Raw genomic sequence first — 14,774 nt, 5'->3', positions numbered from 1 at the left:
CACCTGTTCAGGAATTGAGGAAACGTCCGGCGCAGACGTGGTCGGCGCTCAGCCTCCACGACCTGCGGCCACGCCGCTCAGTCGTTCTTGTGGCTCTGGCGTCCGGCTTCGGCGTGCTGTTCGCTGCTGCCGCCACGCTGGCCGCTGCCGCCGCCCTGGCCGCCACCGCCGCTGCCGCCACTGCCACCCTGGCCGCCGCTGCTGCCACCGCCGCTCTTGCCGTCGTTGTCGTGGCTGTGACGGCCTGCTTCACGGGCTTCCTCGCTGGTGAACTCGTGCGCGTTGCCGCTCGCGTGGGCCGCGCGGCCGCCTTCTGCGGCGATTTCGCGCTGCCGTTCAGGGTCCATCCCGGCGAAGCCGCGGCCTTCGCCGCCGCCGCCGTTGTTCCCGCCACCACTGTTCGAGTTGTTTCCGCCGCCGCTGGAGCCGTTTCCGCCACCGCTGTTCGAGTTACCGCCCTTGCCGTTCGAATTCCCAGTCATGGTGCATCCTCCTTGAATAGCGTCTTGGCCCGGCTGGTGCCGAACGACCCCATGGTGCGCCGCACGCTGAACAGCAGGGACAGCAGGGAGTGAAACGAGATTGGCGGAGCGCTGTCTCAGTTCTCGAAACGCATGAGCAGGCGTTCACGGCCCTGCCATCTGACCGCGCACTTCATGTCCAGCACCGGGGGCGTGCCGCTGCCAGGCGTCCTGAAGCGGTGAAGGCCGACTTGAGGCATGGCGTCGTCTGAGCAGATTCAATGGAAACCGCTTTGGGGCGGAGTCTGCGGCCCGTCACGCTGGGCGACCGCTGCGAGCTTCACTGCATGCGAATCAGGTTGACCTGCGCCGCGGCACTCCGCAGGCCCTGCAAGGCCGCACCGAGCTGCTGGGCCGCTTCTGCCCGCCGCGCCCGGCGTCCCCACCACGGACCCTGTTCCGCGCTCTCCTGGCTGTCCAGGGCCGCGGCCAGCGTCCGGATGGCCATGAACAACACAGGCAGTCCCTCGCGCTGCACCGCATACGTGGTGCGGGGGGTCGAGTCCAGGGCGAACTGCGGCATCTCCACAGCCAGCGGTGCCAGGAGCAGCGCATGCAGGTGCGCGCGGTGGCTTAGACCCGCGTCCAGGCTCAGCGTGGGCGGCGCGAACTGGGTGGTCGAGGCGCTCAGGCCGTACACGTCCCAGCGGTCATGCTGGCGAGACAGCCGCAGGTTGCGCCGCCCGGGCGCGCTGGACAGGGCCAGCAGCGCCTGGCCGGAGCGGTACAGGGTGGCATCGTCGACGATGGTCGCCGCCAGCGAGACGCCGGCATCCACGATGGTCGGAACAGGGGTCATGGGCCGAGCATGCGGCAGGCACCGTTGAGGGCTCGTTGCACGAACGCCGACGCCCGTACCCCCGAAGGTTCCCCCTGTCAGGTGAGGTCACGGCCGACGCCGTTGCCACCGACGAACGGTTGGAAACGGCGCCGGTTCAGGTCAGGCGTTCAAGTTCGGCGTACCGGTCGTCCACGACCTCGACCAGCTGGCCGCGCAGCACCTCCCCCGTCAGGCCGGCATGGGCGAGTTTGCGCAGCCGGCCGGCGAGCGGCTCATCCCGCAGGACGCCGCTTACCCACGCCTCGAAGTCGCCGCGCAGCAGGTGGAACTGCAACGATGCGGTAGCGACCATGTGCAGCGCTTCCCGGAATTCCCACAGTGACGCGGCCTGACCACATGCCCGGCCCAGGGCGTCCCGGAAGCAGAATTGCTTGTCGGCTGGCAGCGGGGCCAGCAGGTACTTGTGCAGGTGGCGGACATGCGCGCTCGCCCGGCCGACAGCCCGGAACGCCGCGCACCGGACCGCGTCCGCCTCGACGCTGCACAGCACGGCGTCCCCCCTGGACAGCTGTGGCAACACGGTGCACAGCGCGGCGTCCTGCCCCTGGGCAGTCAGCACCCCCGCCATGGTTGCCAGTTCCTCGGGCAGCCGCAGCGGCGTCAGCAGCCAGTTGCCGGCCGCCGAGAGCAGCGCGGCCGGCAACTGCGACGGCCGGTACGCGACGAACGCGAGGCCGCCTTCCTGCGCCCCGAGATGCAGCTCGTGCGCCAGCTCCCCGCCCTCCTGCTGGCACAGGTTCTGCAGTTCATCGATCAGGATCCAGTGCGGCCGTCCGCGGGCGTGGCGCAGGGCCCGCAGGCCACGGAGCAGCGCCGCGACGTACGCGTCACGCGCCCCGGCGGCGTACAGCGAGAAATCCAGCACCACGCTCACCGTGGTGTACTCCAGGATCGTCAGCACGGTCACCACATCCGGCAGGCGCGATTCGTCCCCGCCCAGCACCAGCACGTGCGGCAGGGCGCGCAACGTGCGGTAATCCCCCTCGGGATCGATCACACAGCACTGATAGCCCAGTCCCGAGATCTGCTCGAGCACCAGACCTGCCAGCCAGGATTTCCCGCTGCGGCTCGCACCCACGATGCCCAGAGTGCCCCCCACCAGCAGGTCGGCGGGAATGGCCACGGCCTGACCGGCGGCGTCGACGCCCAGGCGCAGGTCACGGTCCACCCGCGAGCGCAGCGCCAGCATCGGAGAGTCGCCCAGCAGCGCCCCGATCAGCGCTCGGACGCCCTCGTCCGCTGCCCCGGCCATCACGGCGTCCGCCTGCGCCTGCACGGACGCGCTGGCGTTCGCCACCGCCACCGCCACCTCGGCCATCACGAACATGCTGTGGTCGTTCTCGGCGTCGCCGCACGCCAGCGTGTTGTGCAGGCTGTACCCGAGTTCTCCCAGTGCGTACTGCAACCCCGCGCCCTTGGTGGCGCCGGGCGGCAGCACCATCACGGCGCCCTTGTTGAACTCGATCACAGCGCCGCCCCCGGCCTGGCGCAGCACCTCCTCGACAGCCCAGCTGTGCGGTTCCCACGTCGCCACCAGCGCCAGTCCCCGCTCGATCGGCTGATCCAGCGCCATCAGGGCCTCGACCAGCGCCGGGGGGAGGCGACCGAACGGCAGCGCCACGGAACGCCGGGCGGAGAACGACACCACAGCACCGTTCTCCGCCACGATCGCCGCAAACAGGTCCGCGTGGCGCACCCGGTCGGGCAGCCGGTCCAGAATGCGGCCGGTCACCAGCAGGAGAACGTACCCGGCCGACCTGGCCCGCTCCAGCGCCGCCCAGGTCACGTCCGACAGCGTGCCGTCCACCGTCAGGGTGCCGTCGTAATCGAAGGCCAGAACCTTCAGCCGCATCGTCGTTCACCGGCCCGCCTAGAAGTGCCGTCCCACGCGCTCATCCCTGAGGATAAATCCGAGCGTTCACCGTCATGGTGGGCAGTGCCGGGATCGTGCCCGCCGGAACGCGCGACCGTCCGCCGTGGTCAGACCGCGCTAACGACACACCTGAGCGATTTGAACGCTCAGAGCTTTCCCAGACGCCATTTCAGCTCGCGGGCGAACTCGTCCTTCTGGAGTTTCGCCACTGCAGCCATCGCGTCCTCCAGAAGCTTGACCACGTCCATTTCACCGTCCAGCACAGCTTGCCGGAGCAGATCGAGATCGCTCACGTCGAGCAGGCGCCGGTAATGGAAATTCAGCCGGCTGATGGCCTTTTCCGCGACCTGATCGGCGGGAAGATCCCGAAATTCGTCTGCGATGCTCGGCATCTCCAGCAGGGGTTCCATGCGGGCAGCCTTGCGGCCCTGTGCGGGCAGCGCGGGTGCCGCCGCCTTCGCGGCCGGATAGGGATACTCGTCGGGATGCGCGATCAGGTGCATCAGGGCGGCCGCCTTGGACTTCTTGACGACCAGGACGTTGTCACGCACCAGCACGTCGAAGCGGTCCATGCACTGGATCAGGAAGGCCCGGCCGTGCTCGCGCACCAGTTTCCGGGCCACGCCGTCCGCCACGCCGTATGTGCGGAACCGCCGCGCCAGGACAGCGTCCATGGGTGTGAACTCGCGGACGAATTCGTAGCGAATCTGCTGCTCCTTACCACGGCCCGTCACGGTGACGGAGCGCAGGTAGCCGCGTTTGACGAGCTCATCGTGCGGAGACGAGAGCGCCCGGCGGATGTTGCCGGGCACGGTACTGGGAATCTTGCACTGGTCGGCCCACTCGATGAGGTTGACGTCCAGCGTGTCGAGGGGCTGTTCAGGATTCTGTGGATCGAAGCGCGCTCCGTCCAGGATGCGGTAGAGGGCACGTGTGCGTGGGCGCGACAGGGACAGCATGAATTCCGTATCCAGCGGCTTGACGTAGCCGCTGCGGATGCTGGCGACAATCGCGTCTGCCAGGCGGCCGGAAATCATGGTCCGTTCGTCGAAGGCGCCGCTGCGGTCGCTGGAACTGAAATCGAGCGATTCGATGAAGTGGAATTTTGCGTGTGTCCATCGCCCTTTGGGATGATCCCGCCATCCTCCGCTGACGCTGTATGACGACGTATGGAGGCGCTCCAGACAGTTGCGCAGGATCGCGTGGTATTTGCCGGTGTTGTGCCATCCACATAGCTTCAGGAGCGTCGTTCCGCTCACGGTGAACCGGCCGTCCTCAGGCTCCCCGAGCTCGATGAACAGATTGATCAGGGCAGCGGTGACATCGCTGTCCAGGCCGTGTGGGACGGCGTATTTAGGGAGTGCCTCGCATTGTACTCGCACGATCCGGCCCTGCGACTCGAAGGTGACATCCCACTCATTCGTGTCGGCCTGATCGACCGCCGAAATCAGGTTGAGTCGGGACAGGTTCAGCTCGTCGAACCTGGTCAGCTTTGACGTCACACGGCCTCCTTGATGATGAATCATACCGACTTTTGAAAGGATTATTTTGAATAACTACATTGATGACATCATCAACTCTGCCGTAAAAAAGCATGTCCCAGACGGTGAGAATCGGGACGATCACTCAGGTGTGTCGTCGGCAACCGCTCAAGTGTGTCGTCGTGAGAGGGCTCCAATCGCTCAGGTGTGTCGTCAGCGAAGCGAGGAACGTCTCAGGTGTGTCGTTGGGGTCCACTCAAGTGTGTCGCTGCTGATCGCTCAGGTGTGTCGTCGGGTCTGACATGGATCGCTCAGGTGTGTCGTCGGCCTGAGCAGCACGTTCACTCAGGTGTGTCGTCGGGATTTTGAGGCAATCGCTCAGGTGTGTCGTCGGAAATCGGGGGTGATCGCTCAGGTGTGTCGTCGGTGCCTGCGCCAGCTCTGCCTGGATGCGGTGTGGCGATCACTCAGGTGTGTCGTCATGGTGGGCAACGAATCGCTCAGGTGTGTCGTCGGTGGAGGGGCCGAAATCGCTCAGGTGTGTCGTCGGTGGCACATCGCTGGCCTCCCAAACGGTGCTCGCAGCCAGGCAGGTGGCTGCGAGAGTCGACGCGGGAAGCCCAAATCGCTCAGGTGTGTCGTCGGGAAAGGCGGAGAATTGCCCTCTCCCCTCCTCTTCTGGGTTCCGGACTTTTGCTGTTGGCCGGTTGCATCCCTCGTTTGGACTCGCCTACCCGTGCATGGTCATGCGGCGTTGATCTGGGACCGACGACGTCCATTCCCAGGCGAGTGTGCGAACTGACGTGGCCGGCGCGGTTCACAGATACAGGAGCCGCAGGGTAGTTCTCTGCGCAGTCTGGCGCCTAGCGTGGGAGCTGTCTTGTGCGTCAGGATGGTCGGTCGCCCTGTCTTCGCCGTACCAACCGTCAACTCCGCAAGCAGCAAAGGATAATTTTGTATGTGCAAAACTATAAATCTACAAAATTCGAACCTGCTGCATGGCTGGCAGGGCCAGTCCCTTAGCGGTTCAGCCAGTCGTTCAAGAGATCATTGATGAGATCGCTGACCTCTGTTCGCTGATCCAGCAGGCGCTTGCGCACCTCCAGGTAGGTCTGTCCGTGCAGCAGGACCGTGACCTGCTGGTACTCCGGGTTCGAGCGCTTGCCCGGTGGCCGTCCAACTTTCCGCTTGGGTGGTTCGGACACTGGCGTGACGTCGGGAGCGGCTTCAGGTACAGATGGTGCCTCCGTCTCCTGGTGACGCTTCTCGCGCATGGCCTTCAGGCCCGAGAACTTGCTGCCGGTCATGCGCTTCCGCCTGCGGCTGTCACGATTTCTGCGGCTGCCCGTTCGTAGTCCAGCCATGCCAGCTTGGCCGACTTCGAGCCCTTGACGTCGTACACCGGCACCCCCTGAGCGCTGGCGTGGCGGAAAGCCGACGTATGCCGGATAGAGGCCCGCATGACCGGCAACCGCTCCGCGGTCAATAGCGCGCGCGCCTCCTCGCCTTCGCGCGAGGGTACTGGGGGAACCAGCGTGAGCAGGATGCGGTAGGTCCCGCCCAGGTTCTGGAGGGCTTCGGTGGTCTGTAGCAGCGCGTCCAGGCTCATCGCCTCCGGATTGGTGGGTAACACGAGCAGGTCGCACCCGCCGACAAGGTCCCGCAGCTCGTCGGCGGTGGGTCGGGCTCCGGTATCGATCACGATGTGGTCGAACTGCCGGGAGTACTTCATGGCCTGCGTTTCCGGCACCACCGTGAACGGCAGGCCGCCCTGCGAGGCCCACAGCGACGCGCTGCGGTTGGTATCTCCGTCCACCAGCAGCGTCGGAGCAAGCCGGTTCAGAAATGCGGCCAGATGCACGGCCGTGGTCGTCTTCGCCACGCCGCCCTTGAATCCCGCGACAGTGATGATCATCATTTCAACTGTACAGCAGGACGCACCGCCATATCGCCGAAAGTCTGAAATTTTGTCTGTGCAGAATTATGAAATTGGGTTGGCTCGAAGATGGTTCGTTGTGGCCTGTGGTGGTTCTGACCGCCGCTCTGCCGTGGTGTAGCGCCGCACTTGTCGGCACTGGCAGCGCTTCAAGACGTTGCCCTGCGGTTCGAGGCGGCATCGACCACAGCCACGGTCGATCTTGCCCACTGGTATGTCAGATCGTGGCGTCCTCGCTAGCCACACGGAGAGCGCGGAATCTGCCGGTCGTCTGAACCGTCAGGCTGTGGCCGTCGCGCAACTGGCTGTGGGAAGCCGCGCAGCTCCCAGGTTACCAGCAGTGCGCCAGGGATTTCACGGCGAAAAATCCCAGCATCACCGTCAAGATCGAGCAGACCGCGTGGGACACCTACTGGCCCAGCCTGCAGACGCGCATGGTCGCGGGCAACGCGCCGGATGTTTTCGCCGACCACCTCGCCAAGTACCCGACCTTCGCCGCCAACAACCAGCTCGTGGACATCGCTCCACTCGTGGCCCGCGATAAGGTGTCCACCAGCGGCTATTACAAGGGCCTGGCTGAATTGTGGACGCATGGCGGCGCGCGGTACGGCCTGCCCAAGGACTGGGACACCATCGCGCTGTTCTACAACAAAGACGCCCTCAAGGCTGCTGGCGTCAGCGAGGCCAGCCTGGCGAACCTGACGTGGAATCCGCAGGATGGCGGCACCTTCGGCAAACTGATCGCGCAACTGAGCGTCGATACCAAGGGCAACCGGGGCACATCGAGCAGCTTCGATGCCAGGAACGTCAAGCGGTACGGCTTCCTCGCCAACTACACCGAAGGCTCCGACCCCTACGGTCAGCACACTTGGAGCGCCCTGGCCGTGTCGACCGGATGGACGTTCAACAACGGCCTGTGGGGCAACACCTACTACTATGATGACGCCCGTCTGGCCAACACCCTGCAGTGGTATGCCGACCTGAGCCTGAAACAGGGTTTCGCGCCGCCCTACGCCTCAGTGCCCACCACCGGCCCCGAGAGCCTGCTGAGCAGGTCAACGCCCTGTTGCAGACGGTCCTGCCACCACTAAGCGGCGCCGGGCGCGTTTTGCAACCGCTCAGGGCGTTACCTCACCCGCTGGTCGGCGGTGTGCAGCCACGTCACCAGGGCGTCGTATGGCAGCGCGCGGCTGATCAGCCAGCCCTGGAGCGCGCCGGCTCCCAGGTCGCGCAGGAGGTCGGCCTGCACCGGGGTCTCCACGCCCTCAGCGGTCAGCGTGAGGTTCAGCGCGGTACCCAGGCCCACCACGGTCCGGATGATCTGCGCGTCCACGCCGTCCGGTTCGGCGCCCAGCAGGGTGACGAAACTGCGGTCGATCTTGAGTTCCTGTACCGGCAGCCACTTCAGGTAGCTCAGCGAGCTGTAGCCGGTGCCGAAGTCGTCGATGCTCAGGCGGACGCCCAGGTCGCGCAGCGCGGACAGCCGGGCCGCCGCGTCCGGCTCCATCAGGACGCCCTCGGTGAGTTCCAGCGTCAGCAGGTCTGGCGAGCACGCTGCGTCGGCCAGGGCGCGCTGAACGGCGGCGCTGAGGTGCGGGTAGTGGAACTGCCGCGCGCTCAGGTTGACGTTCATGCGCAGGCCCGGACTGACCTCCTGAAGCCGCACCACGTCCCGGCACGCCTGCGCCAGCACCCATTCTCCGATGCTGGAGATCAGGCCGCTCTCCTCGGCCACCGGGATCAGTTCTGCTGGAGACACCGGACCGAACTCGGCGCTGGTCCAGCGCAGCAGCGCCTCGACCCCGATCGGCTGCCCATCGGCCGCGTCCACGATCGGCTGGTAGTGCACGCTGAGTTCCGAGCGCTCCAGGGCGCGGTGCAGCGCCGCCTCCAGCGCCACCCCACGCGCCGCCGGCGTGGTGCCCCCGACCTCGCAGAAGGCCCAGCCCAGGTGCCGGTGCTTGGCCTGATACATGCCCGTGTCGGCCAGTCGCAGCAGGTCGCCGGGCAGCGCCGCGTCCTCTGGGTACACCGCCAGGCCCAGGCTGCCGTGCACGAACAGCTCCTGGCTCCCCACCAGGAACGGCTCACCGAAGGCGGCCAGCACCGCCTCGGCCAGCGTGCCGATGGTCTCGCGGTCGGGTTGCGGTGCGAAGATCATCGTGAATTCGTCGCCGCCCATGCGCGCCACGCGACCCCAGCCCACCAGCGCGGTCTGAAGCCGGCGGGCGACCAGCTGCAGCAATTCGTCGCCGACCGCGTGCCCCAGCGAGTCGTTGACCGTCTTGAAGCGGTCGAGGTCCAGCACGCCCACGGCCACCAGCTGCTCCGGCGGGCAGTGGGCGATGGCGTCTTGCAGGTGCCGCGCGAACAGCGCACGGTTGGGCAGTGTGGTGAGCGGGTCGTGCAGCGCCTGCCGCTGCATGTCGTCCAGCGCGCGGTGCCGCTCCAGGATCACGGCGGCCAGCCGCGCGGTGTCCTCGATCAGCAGCACCTCCTCCGGCGTGGCGCGGCGCGGCTGCGGAGCGTAGACCGCGAAGGTGCCCAGCACGCTCCGGTCCTGGCTGAGGATCGGGGTACTCCAGCACGCCAGCAGCCCGTTCGGCAGGGCCAGGTGGCGGTAGGCGGTCCAAAGCGGGTCCGTGCGAATATCCTCGACCACCACGGAACGCCGGTGATACGCCGCGGTGCCGCAGGAGCCCGCGGCGGCACCGATCTCCAGGCCCTCGGTGGCCCGTACGTAGGACGGTGGCAGCTGGTTGGGCGCCCCCTGGTACAGCCGGCCTCCGCGCAGCAGGTGCAGACTGGCCGTGACGTCGCCCAGCTGCCGCTCGATCAGGCTCACGATCGCGCCCAGGATCTCCGGCAGGGGCCGGCCGGCGGCAGCGAGTTCCAGCACGTCCCGGCGGTCGTGTTCCAGCAGGAGCTGTCGGCGCGCCCGCGTGACGTCGCGCAGCACGCCGATCCAGTGGGTCAATTGCCCGGCAGCGTCCGTGACGGGCGTGAGGGCCAGGTCCACCCACAGCGCCCGGCCGGCGCGGTCCGTGGCGAGGTAGACCGCGTCGGTCTGCTCGCCGGCCGCCAGGCCCGCCTGGATGCGCTGCACGGTCGCAGCATCGCTGCGCTCGCCCAGCAGCAGGCCCTGTTGCTGGGTGCGCAGTTCGCTCGCAGAGTATCCGCTGAGCTGCGTGAAGCCCTGGTTGACGTACAGCACCGGAGCGTCCTCCCCCGCGCGCTCGGGCACGCCGCAGATCACGATGGCGTCGCTGGCGTTCAGCATGGCCGACTCCAGCACCCGCAGCCGCTCGTCCTGGGCGCGCTGCTCGCTGATCTCGCGGCTGAGGGTCAGCACGTACTGCACCTCGCCGTCGGTCCCGAACACGGGTGTGGCGCGCGTCTCCATCCATGCCATCGGGTGCCCCGGCTCGCTGCGGCGCCACTCGGTCCGGCCCACCTCGCCGCGCAGCGCGCGGTCGTGCACCTCGCGGCGGAACATGTCCCGGTCGTCCGGGTGGATGAGGTCGTAGCCGCTGCGGTCGCGCAGGTCCGCGAGCTCGGCGGTGTCGGCGCGGATCTCCGGCCGGTTGGTGTACAGCATCTGCCCGTCCCGCGCGTGCAGGGTCACGATCTCGCGCAGGTGGTGCACCACGAGCTGCATCAGGCGCTCGTCCTTGTGCAGCGCCGTGATGTCGCGGACGAACCCGAGCGTGCCGCTGCGGGCTCCGTGCGCGTCATACGTGGCGCTGACGTGGATCTCGACGCGCAGGGTCCGGCCGTCCGGCAGCCGCTGCTGGACGTGCCCCGACCAGCTGTGTCCGGCCTGCAGGGCGGCCGCCGACGCCGCCTCGTCGCCCGGCGCGAGCCACGTGTAGGTGAACAGCGACGACCCCGGCGCCCCGATGATGTCAGGCCCCACGCCGTACAGCTCTCGGGCCGCCCGGTTGATGAACACCAGCCGCTGCGCGTTGTCGAAGGCCAGCAGTGCCAGCCCGCTGTCCTCGAATCCCATCAGCAGCCGGCGCTGCCGGGCGGCCACCCCCTCGAAGTCGTCGGCCACTGGGGTCACGTGGCCATCCGCGCCAGGGGGCGAGCGTGCTGTGCCGTCCAGCGGCGGCGTGCGCTGCCGGCCAGCTCGCCGGCGTGACCGGCGACACCTTTACCTGCCGGGAGCACGTCCGGATGGCCCGCCACCGGCCGTCACTCCGCCGGCCCGGCCGGCGATGGAGCTGAACTCGGGCGCGGGGCAGGGCACATGGCTCCAGTGTATACACCGTCCGGTCGAGTCGGCGTCAGAAACCGGTGGAGGCCGTCAGGGGCGCCGGCCTGGTCACGCCGTCTCCCGCGCGGCCTTCAGGAGGTCGAGGAGCTCCACATCCACGTCGTAGCCGTCCACGCGCTCGATCCGGGCGTCCGGGCGCCCGTGCCCGATGATGCCGAAGTTCCCCGTGAATTCCCACAGGCCGTACCCCCACCCGAACTCGCGGTACACGCCGAGCAGGTCGGCCAGCCAGCGCAGCGCGTCCCCGTTGGGGGTCTCGCGGTAACAGCCGAACTCGCCGATGTGCACCGGCACGCCGAGGGCCTGGACATCGCGCCACGGGGCATAGAAGTCGCGCAGGGCCTGCCGGTCCCAGGTGACGCCGCCATACACGGTGCCGGGGTAGTGCGGTCCGCTGCCCTGCCGCCAGCCGTCCCACCACGTCGCGCCCCAGTGGCTGACGCACATGGGCTGATAGCCCCGGCCCGAGTGCGTGACGCCCAGGTCCGCGAGTTCCGGCATGGCGAGGTGACCGCCGCCCAGACCGTCGATGACGATGGGCCGCGCCGGGTCGATGCCCCGGATGCCGGCGACGACGCTGCGCATCAGGGCGGCGTGGGACTCGCGGGTCATGCCGTACTGGCCGACCTCGGGCGGCTCGTTCAGCAGGTCAAAGGACAGCGCCGCCGGCGTCACGCCCCGGTACCGCTGCGCGAAGGTGCGCCAGATGTGCCGGAACCCGTCCTGCGCGACGTCGTCCGCCCACAGGTTGTGCCGTTCGAGGTCGTTGCGGTTGATGCAGTAGCCCGGCGCGCGGTGGAGGTTCAGACTCAGGTGCAGGCCGCGGGACTGGCACGCGGCGAGGTACGCGTCGATGCACTCAAGCACCCGCTCGTCCAGCTGCGTGTACGCGTGGTCCTTTGTCCAGAAGCGGTAGTCGGTGGGCAGCCGCACGAAGTTGAAGCCGTGCGCGGCCATGAAGTCCAGTGCGCGCTCGTCCGGGGGCAGCGGCGCGGCCATGGAGTCGCTGGAGTACAGCCACTGAACGTTGAAACCGTAGTGGGTCATGGTGGCCTCGGGGCGGCAGAGAGCGTGGTCGGGCAGCGTCCAGCCGGTCGGGTCGACGGGCGTGGTTGCTGGTGCACTGGTGGTGCCCGCGTCGCCGGACGCTGCGCAGGTGCTTGCCGCCGGCTCAGCGGCGCAGGGCCGCCACCGGGGCGGTCGCGCGCACCACCTCCGAGCCGACCGCCCACACGCTCACGTTGCTGGCGGCGACGTCCCGGTCGAGGACCACGCGGACGCGCTCGCCGGGCAGCAGGTCGAGATGGTTGTCGCTCGGGACCGCACTGCCGGCATCCACCCACACCCCCCGGGCCGGGCGGGCCGCGTGGAGGCTCACGCTGCGGTGCTCCACGGTGACGCTCAGACCGGGGTCGGGCACGTCGAACTGCTTGAGCGGTTCGGGCCACAGGGCCGCTCGGCCGAGGTCCTGGCCGGTGCCTAGGAGCCGCAGGACCACGACCGCGTCCGCCGGGAAGCGGTGATCACGCAGGTCGAGGGGTGTCACAGCGTTGGCCGCCGCGTGGCACTCGTGCCGTTCGCTGAGGAGGAGGTCGCCGCCCAGCGCATGGACGTCGAGCTGCACCGTCACGTCGTGGTCGTGCAGCGCCGAACTGACCACCCACCCGTGCACACCGTCGCCCTCTCGCCGCGCCTGGACGGCCAGCGGAGCGAGCTCCCGGCGGATGGCGTGGTACGCCGGTTTCGGCACGCCGTCGACATCGACGATCGCCCAGCTGGTGGCCGGCCAGCAGTCGTTGAGCTGCCACACCAGCGCGCCGGACACGGCCCGCGCGCCGTCGTGACCCCAGCGGCCGCGGAATGCGCGGTAGGCGCTCGCCATCGCGTCGGCCTGCACCAGCCGCGCGTGGTACACGTACTCCTCGAAGGTCCGGGCGGGCTGGAAGGTGTCGGAGAGGTACGCGGCGAGCCGGCGCGAGCCGTCCGGGCGCCCACGTGGGTCCGCAGCCTTGTTGTGGTGTTCGAAGACGCGTCCGTGCGCCCGGCGGTCCTGCGGACGCGTGAAGGACGCGATGGTGTGCAGGCTGGGCGGCGACTGCAGGCCGAACTCGCTCACGAAGCGGCCCTCGTAGCGGCCGTAATCCTGGTGAGGCGCCATGACGCCGTGCCACACCTCCCAGGTGTGCCGGTCACCGATGGTCGGGTCTGACGACGACGCGCCGCCGCTGGGACTGCCGGGCCAGTACGGCACCTCCGGGTTGAACTGCCGGACCACCTCGGGCAACATGCGCTCGTAGATCGACCGGGCGGCGAAGGCGCTGGGATCGGCCCCCGGTCCGGCCGCACCCACGGACTCCGCGATCTGGTAGTCCTCGTTGTTGCCGCACCACAGCGCCAGGCACGCGTGGTGGCGCAGCCGCGTGACGGCGGCGATGGCCTCGGCCCGCACCGAGTCGAGGAAGGCCGGGTGTGCCGGGTACAGCCCGCACGCGAACAGGAAGTCCTGCCACACGAGCAGCCCCAGCTCGTCGCACACGTCGTAGAACACGTCCGGCTCGTAGATGCCGCCGCCCCACACGCGGATCATGACCATGTGCGCGTCGGCCGCCTGTTGCAGGCGGGCGCGGTAGCGATCGGGCGTCACCCGGTTCAGCAGCAGGTCCTCTGGAATCCAGTTGGCGCCGCCCGCAAACACGGGCACGCCGTTCACGACGAAGGTGAAGGACGTGCCGGGCTCGCCGGCGACGCCCTCCTGCACCAGCTCCAGGCGGCGGGCACCCACACGTCGCTGCACGCGGTCGAGTACCGCGTCCTCGCGGCGCAGCGTGACCGTCACCGTATACAGGGGCTGCTCGCCGTAACCGCGTGGCCACCACAGCGCGGGCGCCGGGAGGTCCAGCGTGCCCGCAGCAGCCAGCGCCGGCATGCTGAGCTGCGCGACTGGCCGTCCGTCCGGGGCCACCACATGGACGTCCACGGTGTCGCCGGGAGCCGGGGTGCCGCCCACGGTGGCCTCCACCGTCAGCGTGGCGCGTTGCAGGTCATCGGCGACCGTCAGGGCGGTGCGGACGTCGTCCAGGCGGGCCGCGTAGGCGTGGAGCGTGACGTCCTGCCACGGTCCGGCGGTGAGCAGCGTGGGGCCCCAGTCCCAGCCGTAGTGGTACTGGGCCTTGCGGACATACACGCGGCTGGCGTCGCCGTTCCACACGGCCCGCTTGCCGTGCTCGGCCTCCAGCGCCCGGCCGTACGGCATCACCGGATCAAAGTGCAGGCTCAGAGAGTTCCGGCCGCGCTGCACGTACGGGCGCACGTCGATGCGGTGCGGCACAAACATGTTCTCCGAGCGCAGGACGACCGTGCCGTTCACGCTCGCCGTGCATACGGTGTCCAGGCCGTCCAGGCACAGGTCGAGGTGCGGGGCGTCCAGTTCGGCGTCGCCAAGCTCGAAGGTCGCGGCGTACTCCCACGCGGTCTCGCCCACCCACTGCACCTCAAGCTCGTTCAGGCCGTCGTAGGGGTCCGGGATCACGCCGTGCCGGAGCAGGTCCATGTGCACGGTGCCGGGCACGGTCGCGGGCAGCGGGTCAACGGGCGCGCGGGTGGGCCGGGCGCCCGTGGCGTCGGGACGGGCCTGGACGGTCCAGCCGGCCAGGGGAAAACGGTGGGGAGCGCGGGTGGGCTGGGTCATGGAACTCCTGGGCCGTGGAGGGACTGTCGGGTGGTCACGCGGTGAACGCCAGTGTATTGTTTAGTAAACGTGAGCGAGCTTAACACCTCCCCCTGCGTCTGTCAAAAGGCTCCACCCACGGGCGCACCCGTGCCCACCCGGGTGCTGCCCGGCGC

The 14,774-nt window shown here is 68.6% G+C and carries 10 protein-coding genes; 1 reads left to right on the top strand and 9 read right to left on the bottom strand.

Annotated elements, in window-relative coordinates:
- Positions 1–77: 77 nt before the first annotated feature.
- From HNQ07_RS10610 to HNQ07_RS10585, 6 genes are all read right to left on the bottom strand, one after another.
- Positions 78–482: a KGG domain-containing protein gene (locus HNQ07_RS10610; protein ID WP_184111492.1), complete on the bottom strand. Its 405-nt coding sequence runs from the start codon at positions 480–482 to the stop codon at positions 78–80.
- A gap of 319 nt (positions 483–801) precedes the next feature.
- A complete protein-coding gene (locus tag HNQ07_RS10605; protein ID WP_184111490.1) occupies positions 802–1,320 on the bottom strand; it encodes a hypothetical protein in 519 nt (172 codons plus the stop codon).
- A gap of 136 nt (positions 1,321–1,456) precedes the next feature.
- Positions 1,457–3,214 (bottom strand): HAD hydrolase family protein, encoded by a 1,758-nt coding sequence (locus HNQ07_RS10600; RefSeq protein WP_184111487.1) that lies wholly within the window; start codon positions 3,212–3,214, stop codon positions 1,457–1,459.
- A 167-nt stretch (positions 3,215–3,381) separates the two neighbouring features.
- Complete coding sequence (locus HNQ07_RS10595) at positions 3,382–4,737, bottom strand: replication initiator protein A (protein ID WP_229831912.1); 1,356 nt, start codon at positions 4,735–4,737, stop codon at positions 3,382–3,384.
- A 998-nt stretch (positions 4,738–5,735) separates the two neighbouring features.
- The gene (locus HNQ07_RS10590; RefSeq protein ID WP_184111483.1) at positions 5,736–6,023 is read right to left on the bottom strand and encodes a hypothetical protein; all 288 of its coding nucleotides are present in this window, start codon (positions 6,021–6,023) and stop codon (positions 5,736–5,738) included.
- Entirely contained in the window at positions 6,020–6,631 is a 612-nt protein-coding gene (locus tag HNQ07_RS10585; protein WP_184111481.1) for a ParA family protein, read from the bottom strand. Before HNQ07_RS10585 ends, HNQ07_RS10590 begins: the two co-directional genes overlap by 4 nt.
- A 305-nt stretch (positions 6,632–6,936) precedes the next feature.
- Here HNQ07_RS10585 and HNQ07_RS10580 point away from each other — a divergent pair, with 305 nt between their 5' ends.
- Entirely contained in the window at positions 6,937–7,743 is an 807-nt protein-coding gene (locus HNQ07_RS10580) for an ABC transporter substrate-binding protein (RefSeq protein ID WP_184111605.1), read from the top strand.
- A 35-nt stretch (positions 7,744–7,778) separates the two neighbouring features.
- Here HNQ07_RS10580 and HNQ07_RS10575 read toward each other — a convergent pair whose 3' ends face one another.
- From HNQ07_RS10575 to HNQ07_RS10565, 3 genes are all read right to left on the bottom strand, one after another.
- Positions 7,779–10,718 carry a sensor domain-containing protein gene (locus HNQ07_RS10575; protein WP_184111479.1) on the bottom strand — a complete coding sequence of 980 codons (2,940 nt, stop codon included), beginning with the start codon at positions 10,716–10,718 and terminating at the stop codon, positions 7,779–7,781.
- A gap of 261 nt (positions 10,719–10,979) precedes the next feature.
- Positions 10,980–11,978, bottom strand: coding sequence for a glycoside hydrolase family 5 protein (locus HNQ07_RS10570; protein WP_184111477.1), 999 nt, complete (start codon positions 11,976–11,978; stop codon positions 10,980–10,982).
- A gap of 124 nt (positions 11,979–12,102) precedes the next feature.
- Positions 12,103–14,619 carry a beta-mannosidase gene (locus HNQ07_RS10565; protein WP_184111475.1) on the bottom strand — a complete coding sequence of 839 codons (2,517 nt, stop codon included), beginning with the start codon at positions 14,617–14,619 and terminating at the stop codon, positions 12,103–12,105.
- Positions 14,620–14,774 lie beyond the last annotated feature (155 nt).

Source organism: Deinococcus metalli (genome assembly GCF_014201805.1).
Lineage (GTDB): Bacteria > Deinococcota > Deinococci > Deinococcales > Deinococcaceae > Deinococcus > Deinococcus metalli.
Note: the sequence above shows the minus strand (reverse complement) of the source record. Positions and strands in the feature narration are given on the sequence as shown.

Excerpts from the sequence above, each read along its gene's own strand:
- HNQ07_RS10610 (WP_184111492.1), bottom strand. The coding sequence starts at position 482 with ATGACTGGGAATTCGAACGGCAAGGGCGGTAACTCGAACAGCGGTGGC.
- HNQ07_RS10600 (WP_184111487.1), bottom strand. The coding sequence starts at position 3,214 with ATGCGGCTGAAGGTTCTGGCCTTCGATTACGACGGCACCCTGACGGTG.
- HNQ07_RS10570 (WP_184111477.1), bottom strand. The coding sequence starts at position 11,978 with ATGACCCACTACGGTTTCAACGTTCAGTGGCTGTACTCCAGCGACTCC.
- HNQ07_RS10605 (WP_184111490.1), bottom strand. The coding sequence starts at position 1,320 with ATGACCCCTGTTCCGACCATCGTGGATGCCGGCGTCTCGCTGGCGGCG.
- HNQ07_RS10590 (WP_184111483.1), bottom strand. The coding sequence starts at position 6,023 with ATGACCGGCAGCAAGTTCTCGGGCCTGAAGGCCATGCGCGAGAAGCGT.
- HNQ07_RS10585 (WP_184111481.1), bottom strand. The coding sequence starts at position 6,631 with ATGATCATCACTGTCGCGGGATTCAAGGGCGGCGTGGCGAAGACGACC.
- HNQ07_RS10565 (WP_184111475.1), bottom strand. The coding sequence starts at position 14,619 with ATGACCCAGCCCACCCGCGCTCCCCACCGTTTTCCCCTGGCCGGCTGG.